Origin of the sequence: Vibrio astriarenae, assembly GCF_010587385.1 — a bacterium.
In the GTDB taxonomy this organism is placed as follows: domain Bacteria; phylum Pseudomonadota; class Gammaproteobacteria; order Enterobacterales; family Vibrionaceae; genus Vibrio; species Vibrio astriarenae.
Genome location: NZ_CP047475.1, coordinates 2446790 through 2464516, shown reverse-complemented (window position 1 = coordinate 2464516; position 17727 = coordinate 2446790). Strand labels below are relative to the sequence as shown.

Sequence of the window (17727 nt, the reverse complement as noted above, 5' to 3'; positions counted from 1 at the left end):
TACTATAACGCGCTATTGCGACAGATAAAAGTACTTGCTCAACTGAGGGTTTTCTTGATACACAACAGGAATCATGAAACGTAACTCTCTTAATATAGAGAGCAGTAACGACAAATTAACGGAAAAGACGCGTGATTAACAAGATTCGCACTCAATTAGTTCAAAATGCAGCTTCGATTTTGAGATCTCCGATCCATTTATTGCCGAAAACTGTACAAAAAAAAGCCCTTCTTGAAGGTCTGAAGTTAGTTTTTCAAGAAGCGCTAGAAGATGGTGATTTTGAATTTCTAGAAGATAAGTGGCTGAAAGTAGAGGTATCAGACTTAAACGTGAGCTGGTTAATCAGTTATCAAGATGAAAAACTTGTGGTTGCTGATCAACCCGTTCAAGAAGACGTGAGCTTTAGTGGCAGCTTGAATGATTTGGTGTTGATCGCTGGTCGAAAAGAGGACCCAGACACCCTGTTTTTCCAACGTCGCCTCTCTATTGAGGGAGATACTGAACTTGGGCTTGAGGTGAAAAATCTGATGGATAGCATCGATTTAGACTCTTTACCAAAAGCGATGCAAGTCATGCTCAATCAACTGGCCGATTTTGTTGAGAAAGGTCTCAATGATGCTCAAGCACCTAAAGAGGTAAGCAATGCTTATTAGAACCGAAGCTCCTGCAGATATGCTCGTGATTGGGCAACTGCTACGTGACACTTTTGAAACACAAGCTGAAGCTGATCTCGTTCAGACACTGCGTGAAAATGGGCGTATCACTCTGTCACTGGTCGCTTGTACTGACGAGGGGCAAATTGTTGGTCATGTGCTGTTTACACCGGTTGAAATCGAAGGCCATGATGTGACTTGGCAAGGGTTAGCGCCACTTTGTGTTCATCCTGAGTTCCAGAAGCAAGGTATTGCTCGTCAACTACTTGAAGAAGGCTTCGACTCATTGGCGGAGCTTGGCTATAACGGCTGTGTCGTACTCGGCGATCCTAATCTTTATGGTAAGTTTGGTTTTGAGTCAGCAAACCAGCACGGCTTCCATTGTCAATGGGATGTGCCTGAAGGCGCTTTTCAGATTAAGCCACTGATTCCTGGTGCTTTTGATGGTCAACAAGGCCTGATTCGTTACTGCCCAGAATTTGCTGAACTATAGAGCGCTCATATCGATACTATCTCTGATTGACGGGGATAGCTCAGTGGAGATATTCGCTGTCTTTTGCTAGTATCTCCATGCTCAAATATTAGGTTCAACGCATCTCATGACTCACCTCAATCAAAGTCAACGTCACGCTGCTTATCTCAAAGAGATGGGTATCACTCAATGGACAGTCACACACCCAGAACGTCTCGAAGCTATCGAGGTCTCTAAGCAGACACTTGATGCGTCGTGTCGTCTATTACTGGTCTCTCCCTCTTGCCCTCAGGGCGCCTTGGTTGAGTTTTTAGCAAAAGTGCTAAAAGCGATGAGCCTCTCGTTAGAGCAGATCAGGCATATCGAACCACAAAACTGGTCTCAGATTGAACTAGAAGGCGTTGAATGGGTTTGGTTTGCGGGATGTCCAGAGCAAGAGTCGACAGCAAAAGTGCTGACGAGCCCGTTACTTGAACAGATCGACGGTAATAACCAGCAGCGCCGTGCGTTGTGGTCTCAAATTCAATCACAGCAGTAACTCTTATGACTCAATTCTCCGTTGTTGCGCTTGATGCTTCGCATTTAAGTGCCATTAATCTCATTGAAAAGTGCGCCCATACTCACCCTTGGAGTGAAAAGCTGCTTGGAGATATCAATAGTCGTGGTGCGGAGCACCATGTCATGCTTAAAGACGACCAAGTGATAGGGTACTTCTACGCCCAAAACATTGTTGGAGAGGTGACGCTGCTTAATATTGCTATTGACCCGGCACACCAAGGTAAAGGGTTCGGTAAGCAACTGCTGAACGCGTTTCTCGATCGCTGTGAGGCACTTAAAGCGGACAGTGCCTGGCTTGAGGTTAGAGAGAGTAACACTCGTGCTTTTGAGCTTTATCAGGCGGAAGGCTTTAATGAGGTGGATCGTCGCCGTAACTACTATCCGACTGAGACTGGCAAAGAAGACGCCATTATCATGAGCTATCTTTTCTTGTCATTCTAAGTTGACTTGGCTTTTAAAGCTGCAGAACTATAAATAGTGACTTGGCTCTTGGCTATAAAGAGTCGCGAACATAGCGACTTTTCTGTATAATCCGCGCACAAAATTTTAAGGTAGAGAGTGGCGAAACCCTCTCTGCGCTTCACTCATGAATCAAAGCAAAGGGCGTTTATGTCTTTTCAACAAGAAGTAAGCAAGCGTCGCACGTTTGCGATTATCTCGCACCCTGATGCGGGTAAAACCACCATCACAGAAAAAGTACTTTTATTCGGAAACGCGATTCAAAAGGCGGGTACGGTTAAAGGTCGTGGCTCAGCACAACACGCTAAGTCAGACTGGATGGAGATGGAAAAAGAGCGTGGTATCTCGGTAACGACCTCGGTGATGCAGTTCCCTTATAACGACTGCCTAGTAAATCTGCTTGATACTCCGGGACACGAAGACTTCTCTGAAGATACATACCGTACCCTGACTGCGGTTGACTCATGCCTGATGGTTATCGACGCGGCGAAAGGTGTCGAAGACCGTACGCGTAAGCTAATGGAAGTCACCCGTCTGCGTGATACCCCTATCGTGACCTTCATGAACAAATTGGACCGTGACGTTCGCGACCCAATGGAAGTTCTGGACGAAGTAGAAAGTGAGCTAGGTATGGCGTGTGCGCCAATCTCTTGGCCTATCGGTTGTGGTAAAGAATTTAAAGGTGTTTACCATATTCACCGTGATGAAACGATCCTATATGAATCAGGTCACGGCCATGAAATCCAAGAAGTTCGTATTATCAAGGGCTTAGATAACCCTGAGCTGGACGAAAAAGTCGGTGCTGACCTAGCCGAGAGCGTGCGTGAAGAGCTTGAACTTGTGATGGGTGCTTGCCCAGAGTTCGACCTAGAGCTATTCCTAGCCGGCGAGCTAACGCCAGTGTACTTCGGTACCGCACTGGGTAACTTCGGTGTTGACCATATGCTTGATGGCCTAACAAAGTGGGCGCCTGCGCCGAAAACTCGTCAAGCGGTTGAGCGTGATGTTGAAGCGACAGAAGAGGACTTCTCTGGCTTTGTATTTAAGATCCAAGCGAACATGGATCCTAAGCACCGTGACCGTATTGCCTTCATGCGAATTGTATCGGGTACCTATAAGCAAGGTATGAAGATGAATCACGTCCGTACAGGCAAAAAAGTCAGCATTTCAGATGCGGTGACCTTCATGGCTGGCGATCGCTCTCGTGCCGAGAATGCGTTTGCGGGTGACATTATTGGTCTGCACAACCACGGTACTATCCAGATTGGTGATACGTTCACTCAAGGTGAAGCGCTCAAGTTCTCTGGTATTCCAAACTTTGCACCGGAGCTATTCCGTCGTATTCGCCTAAAAGATCCATTGAAACAGAAGCAGCTACTAAAAGGTCTCGTACAGCTTTCTGAAGAGGGCGCGGTACAGGTATTCCGTCCACTGCAGAACAACGACCTGATCGTTGGTGCCGTTGGTGTGCTTCAGTTTGATGTGGTTGTGGCTCGTCTGAAAGCAGAATACAACGTAGAAGCTATCTACGAAGGCGTTAACGTTGCGACTGCACGTTGGGTTGAGTGTGGCGACGAGAAGAAGCTGGAAGAGTTTAAGCGTAAGAACCAAGCAAACCTTGCTCTGGATGGTGGTGACAATCTGTCATACATCGCTCCAACCATGGTCAACTTAAACCTAGCGCAAGAGCGTTTCCCGGATGTAGATTTCCGCGCGACTCGCGAGCACTAATACGACGAGTGCGCTTTGGGTTCACCGCTACTGTTTATTAGATATTGAAACAAGTTTAATATGACGCGCTATTAGCAATATGAAGTGCTGATAGTGATTTAAAGTGCAGATGGTCATGTGATTCAGGATGTTTGTGATTTCATATACCCAATACAGTGCCATCCTGAATATCAATGTCATCCTGAATTTATTTCAGGATCTACTAAAAGCGCACTTATGACTTATTGTTAGTCAAGCCTAAAAAATAAAAATGCCACTTCAATCGAAGTGGCATTTTTGTATCTGATTCAGCGTAGAAAATTATTTTTTCTTCTTCGCGACTTTCTTCTTCGCGCTTTTTTTCTCTACTTTCTTTTTGTTCTTTTTCTTGAACGTTGGCTTTTTGTGTTTCGGGCGCAGCTCTTTAATGAAACGCTCTTTGATGTCCTCTTTCACATAACGAGCGACACGATCCATCATAGGTTGGTCATGCATCTCAACCAGTGAAATCGCATTACCTTTCTTACCCGCACGCGCTGTACGACCGATACGGTGCAGATAAACATCAGCGGTACGCGGCATGTCATAGTTAATCACATGGCTAACATCTGGAAGGTCGATACCACGCGCAGCAACATCGGTAGCCAGCAGTACATTCACTGTACCATCGCGGAAGCGTGAAATCGCGTTGTTACGGCGATCTTGCGGCATTTCACCTTGAATCCAAGAGCATGGGATCTGTGCGCTCTCTAATTGAGCACGTAGCTCTGCTAAGCGCTCACGTGTCTTAAGGAAGACGATGGTGCGCTCTGCTTGCTCAGTGATGATCACTTTCAGCAGGGCAAGTTTGTGTTCCATGTCATCGGCACGGTGATACCATTGCGCGATTTTCTTACGCTCACGGCGTGATGGTTCAGCATCGACCTCTGCAGGATTTTTTAGTAGATCCGCAGTAAAGCCTTCAACACCACGGCCTTCAAGTGTTGCAGAGAACAGCAGTGTTTGTTTACGCCAGCGGCACTCGCCAGACAAACGGTCGACAGTTGGTCCAAAGCCCATATCCAGCATACGGTCAGCTTCATCTAAGATTAGCCATTCAATTGCGCGGCAGTCAAAACGTTCTGCATTGATGTATTCCATCAAGCGGCCCGGGGTTGCTACAACAATATCTTGTGTTGTTTTGAGGATATCTGCGTGCTCTTCATACTGGACGCCACCGGTGATGGTGAAGATGTTGAGCTTGGTGTTCTTAGCCAGTGCGCGCGCTTGGTCAGCGACTTGCATTGCCAGCTCGCGAGTCGGTGTCAGGATAAGTACGCGGGCAGGACCTGCCTTCTTGCGAGGGAAGTCTTGCAGATATTGCAGAGCAGGGATCACGAATGCAGCTGTTTTACCCGTGCCGGTAGGCGCAGAGGCAAGAACATCTCGACCTTCAAGCGCTTGTGGAATCGCTTCTGCTTGAACTTGAGTTGGGCGAGAAAAGCCCATTTCTTCGATGGCATCCAGCAGGTTAGGATCTAGGTCTAAATCTGCAAACGTTTTAATCACAGTGGTTTCTCCACAAGCAGGGTAAAAAGTAAAGGGCGCGTATTATATACCCAGTCGAAATAAGAAGCGAGCTTGAGTGATCTAGATCACGACATCTAACCGGCTTATTCCGCTGACTTGCTTACATTTTAAGGTAAAACTCACGAGTGAGTTGAGTAAATTCGGCGCTGTATGTTCCATCTTGCATAATGGTGAGTGCGCTGTTTTCGCATTTATTAGCCTGGTGTTTGAGCTCAATAAGCAATCGAGAGGCTGGTTTGGTATTGGTCGGATGAACATAGCAGAGTCGAGAGGCGTACAGATGGTGACGTTGTGCGAGTAGCAGAAATTGTTCTCCCTCAACAACCGGAAGGATCAAGCTCGCTTTGCCGTGATGGTGAAGTAACTGACTGATATCTCGTGCCAGAGCTTCATGGCTAAGTTGTTGAGTGTGTCTAGCGGTGGCTCTTTGCAAGCTTTGCGCAGTTTCCCCACTATTGAAATAGGGTGGATTGCATATGATATCTGAGAATAATTTACCGGATTGGGACAAAGCGTATTGTTCAAGTGGTGCCAGCTCGACACATATACGTTGAGCCCAAGCACTCGAGTGGACATTGTGACGTGCCGCTTCAAAAGCATGTGGATCAATATCAATGGCAACAATCTTTTTCTCTGGATATCGCTGGGCAATCATGAGGCTAAGTAGACCTGTTCCGGTCCCAATATCAAGTATCTCACCACTGGAGTGACACTGACTCCAGGCACCAAGAAGTACGCCGTCGGTACTTACAGCCATACCTGCACTACCACCTTCAATACTAAATTGTTTAAATCTAAAGCTTTTTGTCTTCAATTGTTTATTTTGTGTCATGGCTTATACGCAGTTATATGCTTTGTATTGTTAATGTTATGTGGTGAATGATACTAAATGGTAGTAATGTCATTTAGATAATGGAAAGTCAATAAAACCGCAATCTGAGAGAAAAGGCAGTGAATATAACTGGTTTTTTCTGGTTAATTTGAATTTATATGGTGTTTTTAACTGCGCGCTTGAATGTCCTGTGTTGATTGTACATTATCCTTGCACTCTAAAGAATGTGATCTTGGATTGTCTTTCGCTCAAAACACAATAAGAAAAACACCAACGATAATCGCAGTCTCGTTTTGAAGTTCGGTTGTTGGATCAACCAATACGAGGAATACGTTGTGAACCAGAATTTAAAATTAGCCGATATTGTCGCTGTTGGCTTTATGTTATTTGCCTTTTTCTTGGGCGCGGGAAATATTATTTTCCCACCTATAGCAGGACAACTTGCTGGTGAAAACCTAATGCCAGCGATGTTAGGGTTTCTGTTAACGGCAGTTGGCTTGCCATTGGTGACCGTCATTGCTCTTGCTTTTGCTGGTGGTAGTTGGCAGCACATGACCAAAGACCTGCCGAAAGCCGTCGCCACCCTAATTACAGTGTTAATCTTTATTATTATCGGTCCTGCTTTCGCTGCCCCGAGAACAGGGCTTGTGGCTTATGAAATGGCATTTCGTCCATTCTTAGCTGATGCGCAGCAGTTCCACCTGACTCTTTTCTCTATTTTATTCTTCTGTGTCGCGATGTTTTTCGCATGGTCACAGGGCAAGCTCATCGACATTATCGGTAAGTTTCTAACGCCGGCGCTGTTTTTGGGGTTGATTGTGCTCGCTTTTGCTGTGTTTGTTGATCCGCAGGGTGAGATGATTTCAGCTCAGGGTGATTACGCTCTACAGCCTTTCACCACAGGTTTCCTTGAAGGTTATAACACCATGGATACCTTTGGTGCACTGATGTTCGGTATGCTGATCGTTGATGCGATTCGCAGTAAGGGTGTAACCGACACGACAGCGACGAAAAAGTACTTAGTGAGCGCAGCAGTGATTGCCGCTGCAGGACTCGCGTTTGTGTATGTATCTCTGTTTTACTTGGGTGCAACCAGCGCAGCTGTAGCAGCGGGTGCGGATAATGGCGGTGCAATCTTAAGCCTCTACGTTCAAGCACTGTTTGGTCCTTATGGTCAGATTGTACTGTCAGTTATCGTGTTGCTTGCGTGTCTAACTACAGCAATTGGCTTGATTTCTGCCTGTGCAGACTATTTTTCGTCACTGACATCGATTACTTACAAAAAGTGGGTAGTGATCAATGGTATTGCTTGTGCTGTAGTGGCAAATGTAGGCTTGTCTCAATTGATTGCACTTTCGGTTCCTGTTTTGTTTGCTCTTTACCCTGTCGCAATCGCACTCGTTGCGCTGGCGTTTGTTCGTCCATTCTTGGCGAATCCAAAAACAGCGTCGCGCGTTGTGGTTGCAGTAGCCTTGTTGTTCGCATTGATTGACGCCGCAAAAGTAGCGGGTGTTGATGTGTCAGTGTTCGAAATTCTGCCTCTATTTAGCGTTGGTATGGGCTGGTTATTACCTACGGCACTGGCAATCACGGCAGGCTTGTTCATCGGTCGCACTGCTGGTGCGCAAGAGCCTAAGCAGATGGTGTAAGCTTAAAGTTGCTATAAATCTACGAAGCTGGCTGCATAGCCAGCTTTTTTGATCTATATCTAGAGACATTGACAATGATTTTTTCTGTATCTTCGTCACATTTTTGAGTACACTTTCGCGGTTAAATTCTATTCTAAAATGTTGAGACAACATGTTTGAAATCAATCCTATTAAAAACCGTCTGAAGGACGTGACTGAGCGCACGAATGTCCTTAGGGGGTATCTTTGACTATGACGCCAAGAAAGAGCGTCTAGAAGAAGTTAATGCAGAGCTAGAACAACCGGATGTATGGAATGAGCCAGAGCGTGCACAAGCGCTAGGTAAAGAGCGTGCATCTCTAGAAGCGGTGGTTGAAACTATCGACTTGCTTGATCAAGGCGTAGAGGACGTCGATGGTCTTCTTGAGCTTGCTGTCGAAGAGGAAGACCAAGAGACATTTGATGAAATTGAGCCAGAGCTTGCTGAACTGGAAGGCAAACTTGAGAAGCTTGAATTCCGCCGTATGTTCTCAGGTGATCATGACGAATCAGATTGCTACATCGACCTGCAATCAGGGTCTGGTGGTACTGAAGCGCAAGACTGGACTTCAATGATGCTACGTATGTACTTGCGTTGGGCTGAAGCGAAAGGCTTCAAAACCGAAGTGATTGAAGTATCAGAAGGCGAAGTCGCAGGCCTTAAAGGTGCAACGGTAAGAATCTCAGGTGAGTATGCTTATGGTTGGTTGCGCACTGAAACGGGTGTTCACCGCCTGGTTCGTAAGTCACCTTTCGACTCAAGTGGCCGACGCCACACGTCATTTGCTTCTGCATTCATCTATCCAGAGATTGATGACAACATTCAGATCGATATTAACCCTGCCGATCTCCGCATTGACGTTTACCGTGCGTCGGGTGCAGGTGGTCAGCACGTTAACACCACGGAATCGGCAGTACGTATCACGCACGTACCAACCAATACCGTTGTACAGTGTCAGAATGATCGTTCTCAGCACAAGAACAAAGATCAAGCAATGAAGCAGCTTCGTGCAAAACTGTTTGAGCTAGAGATTCAAAAGCAAAATGCTGAGAAACAAGCCAACGAAGATGCGAAATCAGATATTGGTTGGGGTAGCCAGATTCGTTCATACGTACTGGATGACTCACGTATCAAAGATTTACGCACTGGCGTTGAAAACCGCAATACGCAGGCGGTTTTAGACGGCGACTTAGACAAATTTATTGAAGCTAGCCTGAAATCAGGCCTATAAGCTTTTCACCGCATAAGAGAAAACAGGATACATCGAAAATGACTGATGCTGTTCAAAACGAAAACGTACAAGAAGAAAACAAGTTAATTGCTGAGCGCCGCGCAAAACTGGATCATATCCGTCAGAGCTGCAAAGCAAATGGTCACCCAAATGACTTCCGTCGTGAACACCTAGCTGGCGACCTTCAAGCGGAATTCGGTGAAAAGACCAAGGAAGAGCTAGAAGAGCTAAACCACGTTGTTGCAATCGCTGGCCGCGTAATGGCTAAGCGTGGTCCATTCCTAGCGATTCAAGAAACATCTGGCCGTATCCAAGCATACGCAGCGAAAGATGTTCAAAAAGAGCTTAAAGAGAAATACCAAGGCCTAGATATCGGTGACATCATCGGTGTTAAAGGGGCACTTCACAAGTCAGGTAAAGGCGATCTTTACGTGAACATGGAGTCTTACGAGTTGCTAACGAAAGCACTTCGTCCACTTCCTGAGAAGTTCCACGGTCTGACTGACCAAGAGATGCGTTACCGTCAGCGTTATGTTGACCTAATCGTAAACGAAGATTCTCGTAATGCATTCATCGTGCGCTCTAAGCTAGTATCATCTATCCGTAACTTCATGAGCTCAAAGGGCTACCTAGAAGTTGAAACGCCGATGATGCACGTGATCCCTGGTGGTGCAACGGCTCGTCCATTCATCACTCACCACAACGCGCTAGACATCGACATGTACCTACGTGTTGCACCTGAGCTTTACCTTAAGCGCCTAGTGGTAGGCGGTTTTGACCGTGTATTCGAGATCAACCGTAACTTCCGTAACGAAGGTCTATCGCCACGTCATAACCCAGAATTCACAATGATGGAGTTCTACCAAGCGTACTCTGACTACAAAGATCTAATGGATCTGACTGAAGAGATGCTAAGTACAGCAGCGATGGACGTTCTTGGTTCAACGTCCATGCCTTACGGCGACGAGACAGTAGAGTTCGGTGGTCAATACGCTCGCATGAGCATGTTCGATGCGATCAAACACTACAATCCTGAGCACGCTGAGATTCAAGCACTAACAGAAGCAGACCTACAAGATCGTGAGAAGATGGTCGCCATCGCGAAATCTGTACACGTAGAAGTAGAAACGTTCTGGACTTGTGGCCAGCTTCTAGAAGAGATCTTTGGTGAAACGGCTGAGCCTCAGCTAATTCAACCAACGTTCATCACAGGTTACCCAGCGGATATCTCTCCTCTAGCACGTCGTAGCGACGACAACCCGTTCTTCACAGACCGTTTTGAGTTCTTTATCGGTGGTCGTGAAGTCGCAAACGGCTTCTCAGAGCTTAACGATGCACAAGACCAAGACGAGCGCTTCAAAGCGCAAGTTAACGCGAAAGACGCAGGTGATGACGAAGCTATGTACTACGATGCAGACTACATCACAGCGCTTGAGCACGGTCTACCGCCAACAGCGGGTCAAGGTATCGGTATTGACCGCCTAGCAATGCTGTTTACCAATACACACACCATCCGTGATGTAATTCTATTCCCTGCAATGCGTCCTCAGGCGTAATGTAAAATATATAATATTTTCAAAGAGCTGCTTTCGAGTAGCTCTTTTTTTTGCTTATAAAAATTAGTAAATATTCGGTGGAAGAGGGGTTATAGTTTGATTTCAAAATTAATGTACTAACTTATAAATATCGGATCAGTACCAAAGAAGATTTGCCAATTTAGGTCCTTGAATGATGAGTTTTCCGACTTAAATCGAGGGAATAGGCACTTTTTCATTAATTTCCAACTAGAATGTTACAAAATGTTACGTTAGTCTTAATGCTGATACTTGATATGTTTTATTGTCTCAAGACTTCACTAGTTTGTATTTAGGATAATGATTAAAGGATTGAACATGGGCTCTCATTTTAGACAGGATTCTACCCCTGGCTCATTGATTGTAGTCGGCGGGACGCCTGAGCCTTGGTTGAAGGTATTAGAAAGCGCCGGATGGAGCTGTACTATTAGTGGTGACCTTCGCAAAGCGGATATATTATTTAACGAGACAGGGCCGTGTATCGGTATTGTTGATTTAAGCCATGATGAATTTTCCCTCAATGGTATTGCGAGCTTAGTAAGCCAACATAAACACGTGCGGTGGATGGCACTGATTCGAGAGTCTCAACTTAAATCTGATACGATTTGCCAGTTTATCGTTAACTTCTGTATTGATTTCTTCACCTCACCTATTCCTGATACGCAGCTTCTTAGTACTATCGGTCACCAACTTGGCATGCTTAAACTTGAGACGAAAGTCTGGCCACACTTTGGCAGCAATAGTGATATGGGGCTGGTGGGTGAGTCCATGCCAATGAAGCGTTTACGCGATCAGGTAAAACGTATTGGTCCCACCGATGTGAGTATCTTGATCTATGGTGAGAGTGGCTCAGGAAAAGAAAAGGTTGCAAGAGCGATCCACAAAACATCATCCCGCTCGCAGCGCGAATTTATTTCAGTCAACTGTCGCGCACTTTCAGAGCAAAGCTTAGAGAGTGAACTGTTTGGTATAGGCATTGAAGCTGGGACTCGGTCAATGCTGGAGCGCGCAGATGGTGGCACGATTCTGCTTAATGATATCCTCACGTTGCCTAAGTCTCAGCAGCTCAACTTATTACGTTTCCTCCAAGAGGGGACGGTAGAGACCAGTGAGGGCCTTAAAAAAGTTGACGTGCGCATTCTTGCTGCAAACTCAATGGATATCGAGAAAGCACTAATAGATGGCGATTTTAATGAAGACCTCTACCACTACATTAATGTGCTGAGAATTAATGTTCCTAGCCTCAAAGAGCGTTCTGGTGATATTGCGTTGCTGGCTCGCCATTTCTTACAGGTCTATGCGAAAGATTATAATGCCCAAGCACGCAGCTTTAGTGAAGATGCCATCAAGTCCCTAGCTCGTTATCACTGGCCTGGCAATGTTCGTGAACTGATGAACTTAATTAAGCGCGTTGTTCTAATGTCAGAGCAACCAATTATCGAAGAAAGTCAGCTCGAAATGCCAAAAAGAAATAACGGCAAGCAGAGCCTCAAGAGCATTCGTGAACGCAGCGAACGCGATGCCCTGATGTTGGTGCTTGAGTCACACGATGGACAAGTATCTCAGGCGGCGAAAGAGCTAGGCGTATCTAGAGCGACAATGTATCGCTTGCTGAATAAACACAACCTGATCAGTGAAAATTCCATGTAGTCGTGAATTTACTAGATAGTTTTATTAATAGATGGCAACCGACGGGTTGCCATTTTATATTTCATTGATCTTTCTGCCTTTCGAGCAAATAACCCACGCATAATAGGTCTTCCTGCTCACATATTTATAGTTAAATATCTTGTAACAGTGGCCACTATTTACTAATCAAGAGGTGATAATTTTATTTTCACTTAAAGAAAAACAATCACCTTGCAATACTCATCTTGTTGAGTAAAAATTAACCGTGAGTGAAGACACTCTAAAGTAATTAAGTTTGTACAACAGGCTTTATTACTCTCATCTTATCAGGAACTTATTTAGCTAGGAGGCTCATATGATTACTGTCAAAACGTTTGATTTCGTATGGGCTATGCATGCCGATTTTTCAGCAAACAAACACTCTGCCTCCACGGCTGAGTGTGCGTCGAAACGCATGCCCGCACGAGATATTAGCGCTAAATAATCGTTCCGTAGTCTTATCTAAGCTGCGGTTAACTGCAGCGAAGACATCACCATAGATCCATTTTTTGCTGCAGTTCTCCGCGTGATTTATCCAACAGGAGAAATATTATGCGTCATTCAATTTACCTTAAACTTGCAGCATGGCTTGTCGTAGCAGACCTTAAACAAGAAGAGAGAGCGTGGCAAAGAAGAGTACGAAAAAGTGCTCATCACCTTCCTTTTCACAGTGCACACCTGTTGCGTGATATAGGTTTGGATCTTTCTGGTCGTCCAATAGGAAAAACGGAAGCGCCAAAAGACACTGCCGAACGTCGAGTAAGACATTTGAGAAGGGTTCTACAATCTAGAACGACAACGTAACTCAAAGGGAGAGTGAGGAATCACTCTCCCGTCACTCTATCTGTCGCAATAAAAAGACAATTGACACACTAACTTAGCTTAAAGTGTGATGAACACAGTGATGTCCCTCCATCCTTGACTACAATTTCAATGATGGAGGTGCAAGATGCAAAGAAGACAACTAGATAAATGGTTGCATGGCTATCATAAAGAGACCTACCGCACTCCAAAGATCTTTGTGATAGGGTGTGCCGACCTGGCTAAATATCAATTAGCAGTGGAATATAAACACAAACTCGAACCAGTGACGGTTGATAATGAGCCAGTACATTACGACTCATTGGAATTGGTGAAAGAGGATCTGACGCGATTAGGCTTTGATAAAGCCTACTTGCGTTTACACAACGCTTACGACGAGTGTGGCTCAGAATCAACGATTGGCTACAGTGACATTGAGTTGTCTCTAGTGACTCACTAGCTACGGATCAGGATGCGTAGTAGGCATCAAGAATTGCTGCAGTGAATTGAGTTCGTAAATAGAAGCCTCTAGGACGCGTTTTGATTATTTTTCCACTGAAACCATAGGCTTCAGTTAGCGCTTTGCCGTTTGCGGCTTTAGGGCGTAGCTGAAGTACTTCTCCGTGCCTAGCGGTTACCTTTTCAATCTGTCCCAGCACAATCATCTCCATTAGTTCCTCCCAATCTTGGCGAAGTTGGCGCTCTTCCTCTGGGCTGGGGGACCATATCAATGGCGCTCCTACCTTGCGCTCTGCTAACGGAATTTCTCGTTCTCCTTCAATTGGAACCCAAAGTACTCTTGAGAGTTTGTTTCTTACATGGCTATTTTGCCAAGTGAGCCCATGCAGCCCCATCAAAGGAGCCACACAAACGAAGGTGGTCTCGAGAGGTTTCCCCTGATAGCCGATCGGAATGGTTTTCAGCTCAATACCGAGCTGTTCAAAGTCTTGTTGGGGTTTGCTGCCTGCGGTTGCCCCGAGGTGCCACTCTATCAACTGCCCAACCCATCCTTTATCTCTTGTAAGATCTTTAGGGACTTCCATAGAGGCCTCTTTGGCCAACTGCTCAAATGTCATGCCTGCGATGTGCCATGCTCTATCGAGTAGCTCTTGTTCTGATTGGGGTTCGGTTTTCATGTCACGTGGTACTTGCAAGTGGTGCGATTAGTTTACCAGATGACTCGTCACAATGATTGATCTGTCATGGTTTAATTCCCCCCATTATTGAGTAACGAGTTACTTAAATCAGAGTTATCCACAGATCGTTTTGAGAAAAACAAGGATTGATAAAAATATGTATGAATAAACAGGGGTTTTGAGGCGGATAAATGGTTGAAAAATTGAAGATACGACGAATAGTCAGTTTCTGGTGTGGATAACGTTCTTGGTGGTTGATCTTTGACCAGTTGTTTTTTTAGTTATTCAGGAGAGTTTGAATAACAGATGTGAGGTCATTATTTTTTATCTAACTTCCTGTATTTTAAATATTTATTCTCCATTTTTAATTTTGGTTAAGGGTTTGGTCCCCTTCGTGTGTTGAGTTTTTGATCTAATGATTCGCTATTTTGCACATGGTTATTCACAGAAAAGGTGAATAAATGTGGCCCATGTCTCAAAGTAGTGTTGATAACTATACGTGTGGCTAAAAGTTATCCATAAAGAGCGGCTTGTTGCACAAATAACGCATTAATCACACTTGTGGGTTTGCTGTTATTGGGGATATGTGGAAAAATCACGGTCATTAAAGATTTTATTTGAGGTCGGCCAGTGATCGATGGCGATGGTTACCGCTTAAATGTCGGTATTGTGATTTGTAACAACCATGGTCAGGTATTCTGGGCTAAACGATTCGGACAACACTCATGGCAATTTCCTCAAGGGGGAATTGATGACGGTGAAACACCTGAAGAAGCCATGTACCGTGAGTTATACGAGGAAGTCGGCTTAACAAAAAATGATGTGAAGATCGTTGCAACGAGTCGTCATTGGTTGAGGTACAAACTCCCCAAACGATTAGTTCGATGGGATTCCAAGCCGGTCTGTATTGGCCAAAAACAGAAGTGGTTTCTGTTGCAGTTAGATTGTGATGAATCGCGAGTTAATATGCAGCGTGGAAACATGCCTGAATTTGATGGATGGCGCTGGGTGAGCTATTGGTATCCAGTGAGACAAGTGGTCTCTTTTAAGCGCGATGTTTATCGTCGAGCCATGAAAGAGTTTGCTTCTGCTGCGATGCCTTTCCATGAGCGCAAACTAAAGTCAAAGCGTAAGCACAAAAGAGGATAGGAATGCTCTCTCAACTAAGGGACATAGTTGAACAAGTATCTAGAGTCGATGACCTTCATCAGGCTTTGTCTATCCTTGTAAAACAAACCTGCAGCGCGATGAGTACAGAGTGCTGCACGGTTTATCTCGCCAATGAAGAGATGGAGCGCCTTGAGTTAATGGCAACCCAGGGTTTGACGTTCAAAGGCGACAGTATTCATATTCGTTTCTCTGAGGGTCTAGTGGGGCTAGTCAAGCGCACCGCTGAACCTATCAACGTTGCAGAAGCATCGAAACACCCCAACTTTAAATTTTTCCCTGAGCTTGGTGAGCAGGTTTACCAAAGCTTTCTCGGCACGCCGATTATTCACCGTAAGAAAGTGCTCGGTGTCTTGGTGGTCCAACAAAAAACACCAAGGTTATTTGATGAATCGGAAGAATCATTTTTAGTGACCTTATCTGCCCAGTTGGCGGTGCTTATTGCCCATGGACAAACTCTGGGTCATTGGTTACCCAACCATCACTCAAGAACGTTAGTCGGTGTACCCGCTTCAACCGGCGTCGCGATTGGACGATTTTGGCTGGATAACACGCAGCCTAACCTAAATGAAGTTGCACCCGCTTCAGCGATTGACGTTGACCAAGAGCAAGAGCGTTTAGCCATGGCTATGGAGGCGGCTCAAGCGGACTTCCGTCGCATGCGTAAAAAGCTTGAGGGTGAGCTTACCTCCGATGCAAAGGGTATTTTTGATCTCTTTACTCACTTGCTCAATGACCCGATGCTAAAGAACGATCTTCGTCAGCAGATCCAGCAACATGATCGAGCAGAGTGGGCACTGCGTCAGGTAATAGAGTCCTATTCCAGCCGCTTTGCAAAAATGTCAGACCCGTATTTGCGCGAGCGAGCGCAAGACTTTAAAGAGCTCGGTCAGCGTCTACTGTTTTTCTTGCACAATACGGAGCAAGAGCAGCAAGAGATAGAAAAGCCGATCATTATGGTGGTGCAGGAGCTGACCGCTTCTATTCTTGCCTCGGTACCAAAAGACAAGTTGCTGGCAGTCGTCTCTATTGAAGGTGCAGCTAACTCGCACGCCGCGATTTTATCTCGTGCGCTAGGTATCCCAGCCATTATGGGACTGGAGTGCGATATTACTCAGCTCAGTGGTTTGGCTGGAATTGTGGATGGTTATAGCGGGAAGTTGTTTGTTTCTCCTAACCGCCAACTACTGCAAGAGTATCGTGGCCTGTTACACGAAGAGAAAGAGCTCACTCGCATGGTGAGCCGCCACTCGGACCAGCCAGCGATAACACTTGATGGATTAGGTGTGGATATTATGCTCAACGCTGGTCTGAGCGCGGATAGCAGTATCGCGATTAACCAAGGGGTTGATGGCGTTGGTCTGTACCGAACGGAAATATCATTCTTACTTCAGCACCGCTTCCCGTCAGAAGATGAGCAAGTCGGGCAATACCAAGCGGTCTTGGCCTCTTACCCAAGTAAAAATGTGGTCATGCGTACCCTCGATGTCGGTGGAGATAAAGCATTGCCTTATTTCCCGATAGAAGAGGAAAACCCATTTCTAGGTTGGCGGGGCATTCGTTTTACGCTCGACCATCCTGATATCTTTTTGATTCAATTACGAGCAATGCTGCGCGCGAGTCAGGGTAACGATAATCTGAGTATTCTTCTGCCGATGGTCTCGAACGTTCAAGAGCTCGATGATGCGATCACGCTATTTGAGCAAGCCTACCAAGAAGTGAGTGAGCTTTGTGAGCTGAAGCGACCGACAATTGGTGTTATGGTGGAAGTGCCTTCCATGCTCTACCTGTTGCCACACATTGCAGAAAAAATTGATTTTGTTTCGGTGGGTACCAACGATTTAACCCAATATCTGCTCGCCGTCGATCGCAACAACAGCCGGGTTTCGACTCTATACGAAACCATGCACCCTGCAGTACTCTCTGCCCTTAAGCATATTCAAGTGATTTGTCAGTCGGTTAACTTGCCTGTTTGCGTATGTGGAGAGTTAGCGGGTGACCCTATGGGGGCATTATTGTTGGTTGGTATGGGTTATCGCTCTCTTAGTATGAACACCTCGAATGTCGCCAAAGTAAAATATTTACTTTGCCACAGTCAACTTGAAGAACTAGAGCAACTGGCAGATTACGCACTGGGTCAATCCTACGCTCAATCTATCTATGATATGATGCTCAACCATTTTGAAAGTAAAGAGTTTGCAGGCTTTATTCGAGCGGGTAAACACTAAG

The 17727-nt window shown here is 45.6% G+C and carries 17 protein-coding genes; 14 read left to right on the top strand and 3 right to left on the bottom strand.

Annotated elements, in window-relative coordinates; all coding sequences use genetic code 11:
* The first annotated feature begins 131 nt into the window (after positions 1-131).
* The 5 genes from ubiT to prfC all read left to right on the top strand — a co-directional run bounded on the left by ubiT (position 132) and on the right by prfC (position 3873).
* The gene (gene ubiT / locus GT360_RS11525) at positions 132-653 is read left to right on the top strand and encodes a ubiquinone anaerobic biosynthesis accessory factor UbiT (protein ID WP_164649014.1); all 522 of its coding nucleotides are present in this window, start codon (positions 132-134) and stop codon (positions 651-653) included.
* Positions 643-1146, top strand: a complete 504-nt coding sequence (locus GT360_RS11520; protein WP_164649013.1) for a GNAT family N-acetyltransferase — start codon at positions 643-645, stop codon at positions 1144-1146. The genes ubiT and GT360_RS11520 overlap by 11 nt, the downstream gene beginning before the upstream one ends.
* Positions 1147-1252: 106 nt before the next feature.
* Entirely contained in the window at positions 1253-1663 is a 411-nt protein-coding gene (locus GT360_RS11515) for a DNA polymerase III subunit psi (protein ID WP_164649012.1), read from the top strand.
* Between the two features lie 5 nt (positions 1664-1668).
* The gene (gene rimI / locus GT360_RS11510) at positions 1669-2124 is read left to right on the top strand and encodes a ribosomal protein S18-alanine N-acetyltransferase (RefSeq protein ID WP_164649011.1); all 456 of its coding nucleotides are present in this window, start codon (positions 1669-1671) and stop codon (positions 2122-2124) included.
* A gap of 168 nt (positions 2125-2292) precedes the next feature.
* Positions 2293-3873 carry a peptide chain release factor 3 gene (gene prfC / locus GT360_RS11505; protein WP_164649010.1) on the top strand — a complete coding sequence of 527 codons (1581 nt, stop codon included), beginning with the start codon at positions 2293-2295 and terminating at the stop codon, positions 3871-3873.
* A 300-nt stretch (positions 3874-4173) separates the two neighbouring features.
* Here prfC and srmB read toward each other — a convergent pair whose 3' ends face one another.
* The gene (gene srmB / locus GT360_RS11500; RefSeq protein ID WP_164649009.1) at positions 4174-5400 is read right to left on the bottom strand and encodes an ATP-dependent RNA helicase SrmB; all 1227 of its coding nucleotides are present in this window, start codon (positions 5398-5400) and stop codon (positions 4174-4176) included.
* A gap of 121 nt (positions 5401-5521) precedes the next feature.
* Entirely contained in the window at positions 5522-6253 is a 732-nt protein-coding gene (locus GT360_RS11495; protein WP_164649008.1) for a tRNA1(Val) (adenine(37)-N6)-methyltransferase, read from the bottom strand.
* Positions 6254-6588: 335 nt separating this feature from the next.
* Here GT360_RS11495 and brnQ point away from each other — a divergent pair, with 335 nt between their 5' ends.
* The 7 genes from brnQ (at position 6589) to GT360_RS11465 (ending at position 13655) form a co-directional block, all read left to right on the top strand.
* Entirely contained in the window at positions 6589-7902 is a 1314-nt protein-coding gene (gene brnQ, locus GT360_RS11490) for a branched-chain amino acid transport system II carrier protein (RefSeq protein ID WP_164649007.1), read from the top strand.
* A 151-nt stretch (positions 7903-8053) separates the two neighbouring features.
* Positions 8054-9152 (top strand): peptide chain release factor 2 gene (prfB, locus tag GT360_RS11485; RefSeq protein WP_164649006.1). Its coding sequence is split into 2 segments (ribosomal slippage): positions 8054-8128 and positions 8130-9152, totalling 1098 coding nucleotides; the frame shifts between segments, so codons are not numbered across the junction.
* A gap of 38 nt (positions 9153-9190) precedes the next feature.
* The gene (gene lysS / locus GT360_RS11480) at positions 9191-10708 is read left to right on the top strand and encodes a lysine--tRNA ligase (RefSeq protein ID WP_164649005.1); all 1518 of its coding nucleotides are present in this window, start codon (positions 9191-9193) and stop codon (positions 10706-10708) included.
* A gap of 336 nt (positions 10709-11044) precedes the next feature.
* Positions 11045-12376 carry a cyclic-di-GMP-binding transcriptional regulator VpsR gene (gene vpsR / locus GT360_RS11475; RefSeq protein ID WP_164649004.1) on the top strand — a complete coding sequence of 444 codons (1332 nt, stop codon included), beginning with the start codon at positions 11045-11047 and terminating at the stop codon, positions 12374-12376.
* A gap of 334 nt (positions 12377-12710) precedes the next feature.
* Positions 12711-12839 (top strand): hypothetical protein, encoded by a 129-nt coding sequence (locus GT360_RS22000; RefSeq protein ID WP_275426969.1) that lies wholly within the window; start codon positions 12711-12713, stop codon positions 12837-12839.
* A gap of 107 nt (positions 12840-12946) precedes the next feature.
* Positions 12947-13198, top strand: coding sequence for a DUF1127 domain-containing protein (locus tag GT360_RS11470; protein ID WP_164649003.1), 252 nt, complete (start codon positions 12947-12949; stop codon positions 13196-13198).
* Positions 13199-13343: 145 nt separating this feature from the next.
* A complete protein-coding gene (locus GT360_RS11465; protein ID WP_164649002.1) occupies positions 13344-13655 on the top strand; it encodes a DUF6482 family protein in 312 nt (103 codons plus the stop codon).
* Between the two features lie 7 nt (positions 13656-13662).
* Here the strand turns inward: GT360_RS11465 and mutH are convergent, their stop codons facing one another.
* Positions 13663-14331 carry a DNA mismatch repair endonuclease MutH gene (gene mutH, locus GT360_RS11460; protein WP_164649001.1) on the bottom strand — a complete coding sequence of 223 codons (669 nt, stop codon included), beginning with the start codon at positions 14329-14331 and terminating at the stop codon, positions 13663-13665.
* Positions 14332-14961: 630 nt separating this feature from the next.
* Between mutH and rppH the strand changes: the two genes are divergently transcribed.
* The gene (gene rppH, locus GT360_RS11455) at positions 14962-15480 is read left to right on the top strand and encodes an RNA pyrophosphohydrolase (protein WP_164649000.1); all 519 of its coding nucleotides are present in this window, start codon (positions 14962-14964) and stop codon (positions 15478-15480) included.
* 2 nt (positions 15481-15482) lie between these two features.
* A complete protein-coding gene (gene ptsP / locus GT360_RS11450; RefSeq protein WP_164648999.1) occupies positions 15483-17726 on the top strand; it encodes a phosphoenolpyruvate--protein phosphotransferase in 2244 nt (747 codons plus the stop codon).
* The last annotated feature ends 1 nt before the right edge of the window (position 17727 follow it).

What these genes read in the sequence shown, in the direction of transcription:
- GT360_RS11520 (WP_164649013.1), top strand. Translation starts at nt 643, where the DNA reads ATGCTTATTAGAACCGAAGCTCCTGCAGATATGCTCGTGATTGGGCAA.
- rimI (WP_164649011.1), top strand. Translation starts at nt 1,669, where the DNA reads ATGACTCAATTCTCCGTTGTTGCGCTTGATGCTTCGCATTTAAGTGCC.
- GT360_RS11515 (WP_164649012.1), top strand. Translation starts at nt 1,253, where the DNA reads ATGACTCACCTCAATCAAAGTCAACGTCACGCTGCTTATCTCAAAGAG.
- GT360_RS22000 (WP_275426969.1), top strand. Translation starts at nt 12,711, where the DNA reads ATGATTACTGTCAAAACGTTTGATTTCGTATGGGCTATGCATGCCGAT.
- GT360_RS11495 (WP_164649008.1), bottom strand. Translation starts at nt 6,253, where the DNA reads ATGACACAAAATAAACAATTGAAGACAAAAAGCTTTAGATTTAAACAA.
- lysS (WP_164649005.1), top strand. Translation starts at nt 9,191, where the DNA reads ATGACTGATGCTGTTCAAAACGAAAACGTACAAGAAGAAAACAAGTTA.
- prfC (WP_164649010.1), top strand. Translation starts at nt 2,293, where the DNA reads ATGTCTTTTCAACAAGAAGTAAGCAAGCGTCGCACGTTTGCGATTATC.
- ptsP (WP_164648999.1), top strand. Translation starts at nt 15,483, where the DNA reads ATGCTCTCTCAACTAAGGGACATAGTTGAACAAGTATCTAGAGTCGAT.
- mutH (WP_164649001.1), bottom strand. Translation starts at nt 14,331, where the DNA reads ATGAAAACCGAACCCCAATCAGAACAAGAGCTACTCGATAGAGCATGG.
- vpsR (WP_164649004.1), top strand. Translation starts at nt 11,045, where the DNA reads ATGGGCTCTCATTTTAGACAGGATTCTACCCCTGGCTCATTGATTGTA.
- GT360_RS11470 (WP_164649003.1), top strand. Translation starts at nt 12,947, where the DNA reads ATGCGTCATTCAATTTACCTTAAACTTGCAGCATGGCTTGTCGTAGCA.
- GT360_RS11465 (WP_164649002.1), top strand. Translation starts at nt 13,344, where the DNA reads ATGCAAAGAAGACAACTAGATAAATGGTTGCATGGCTATCATAAAGAG.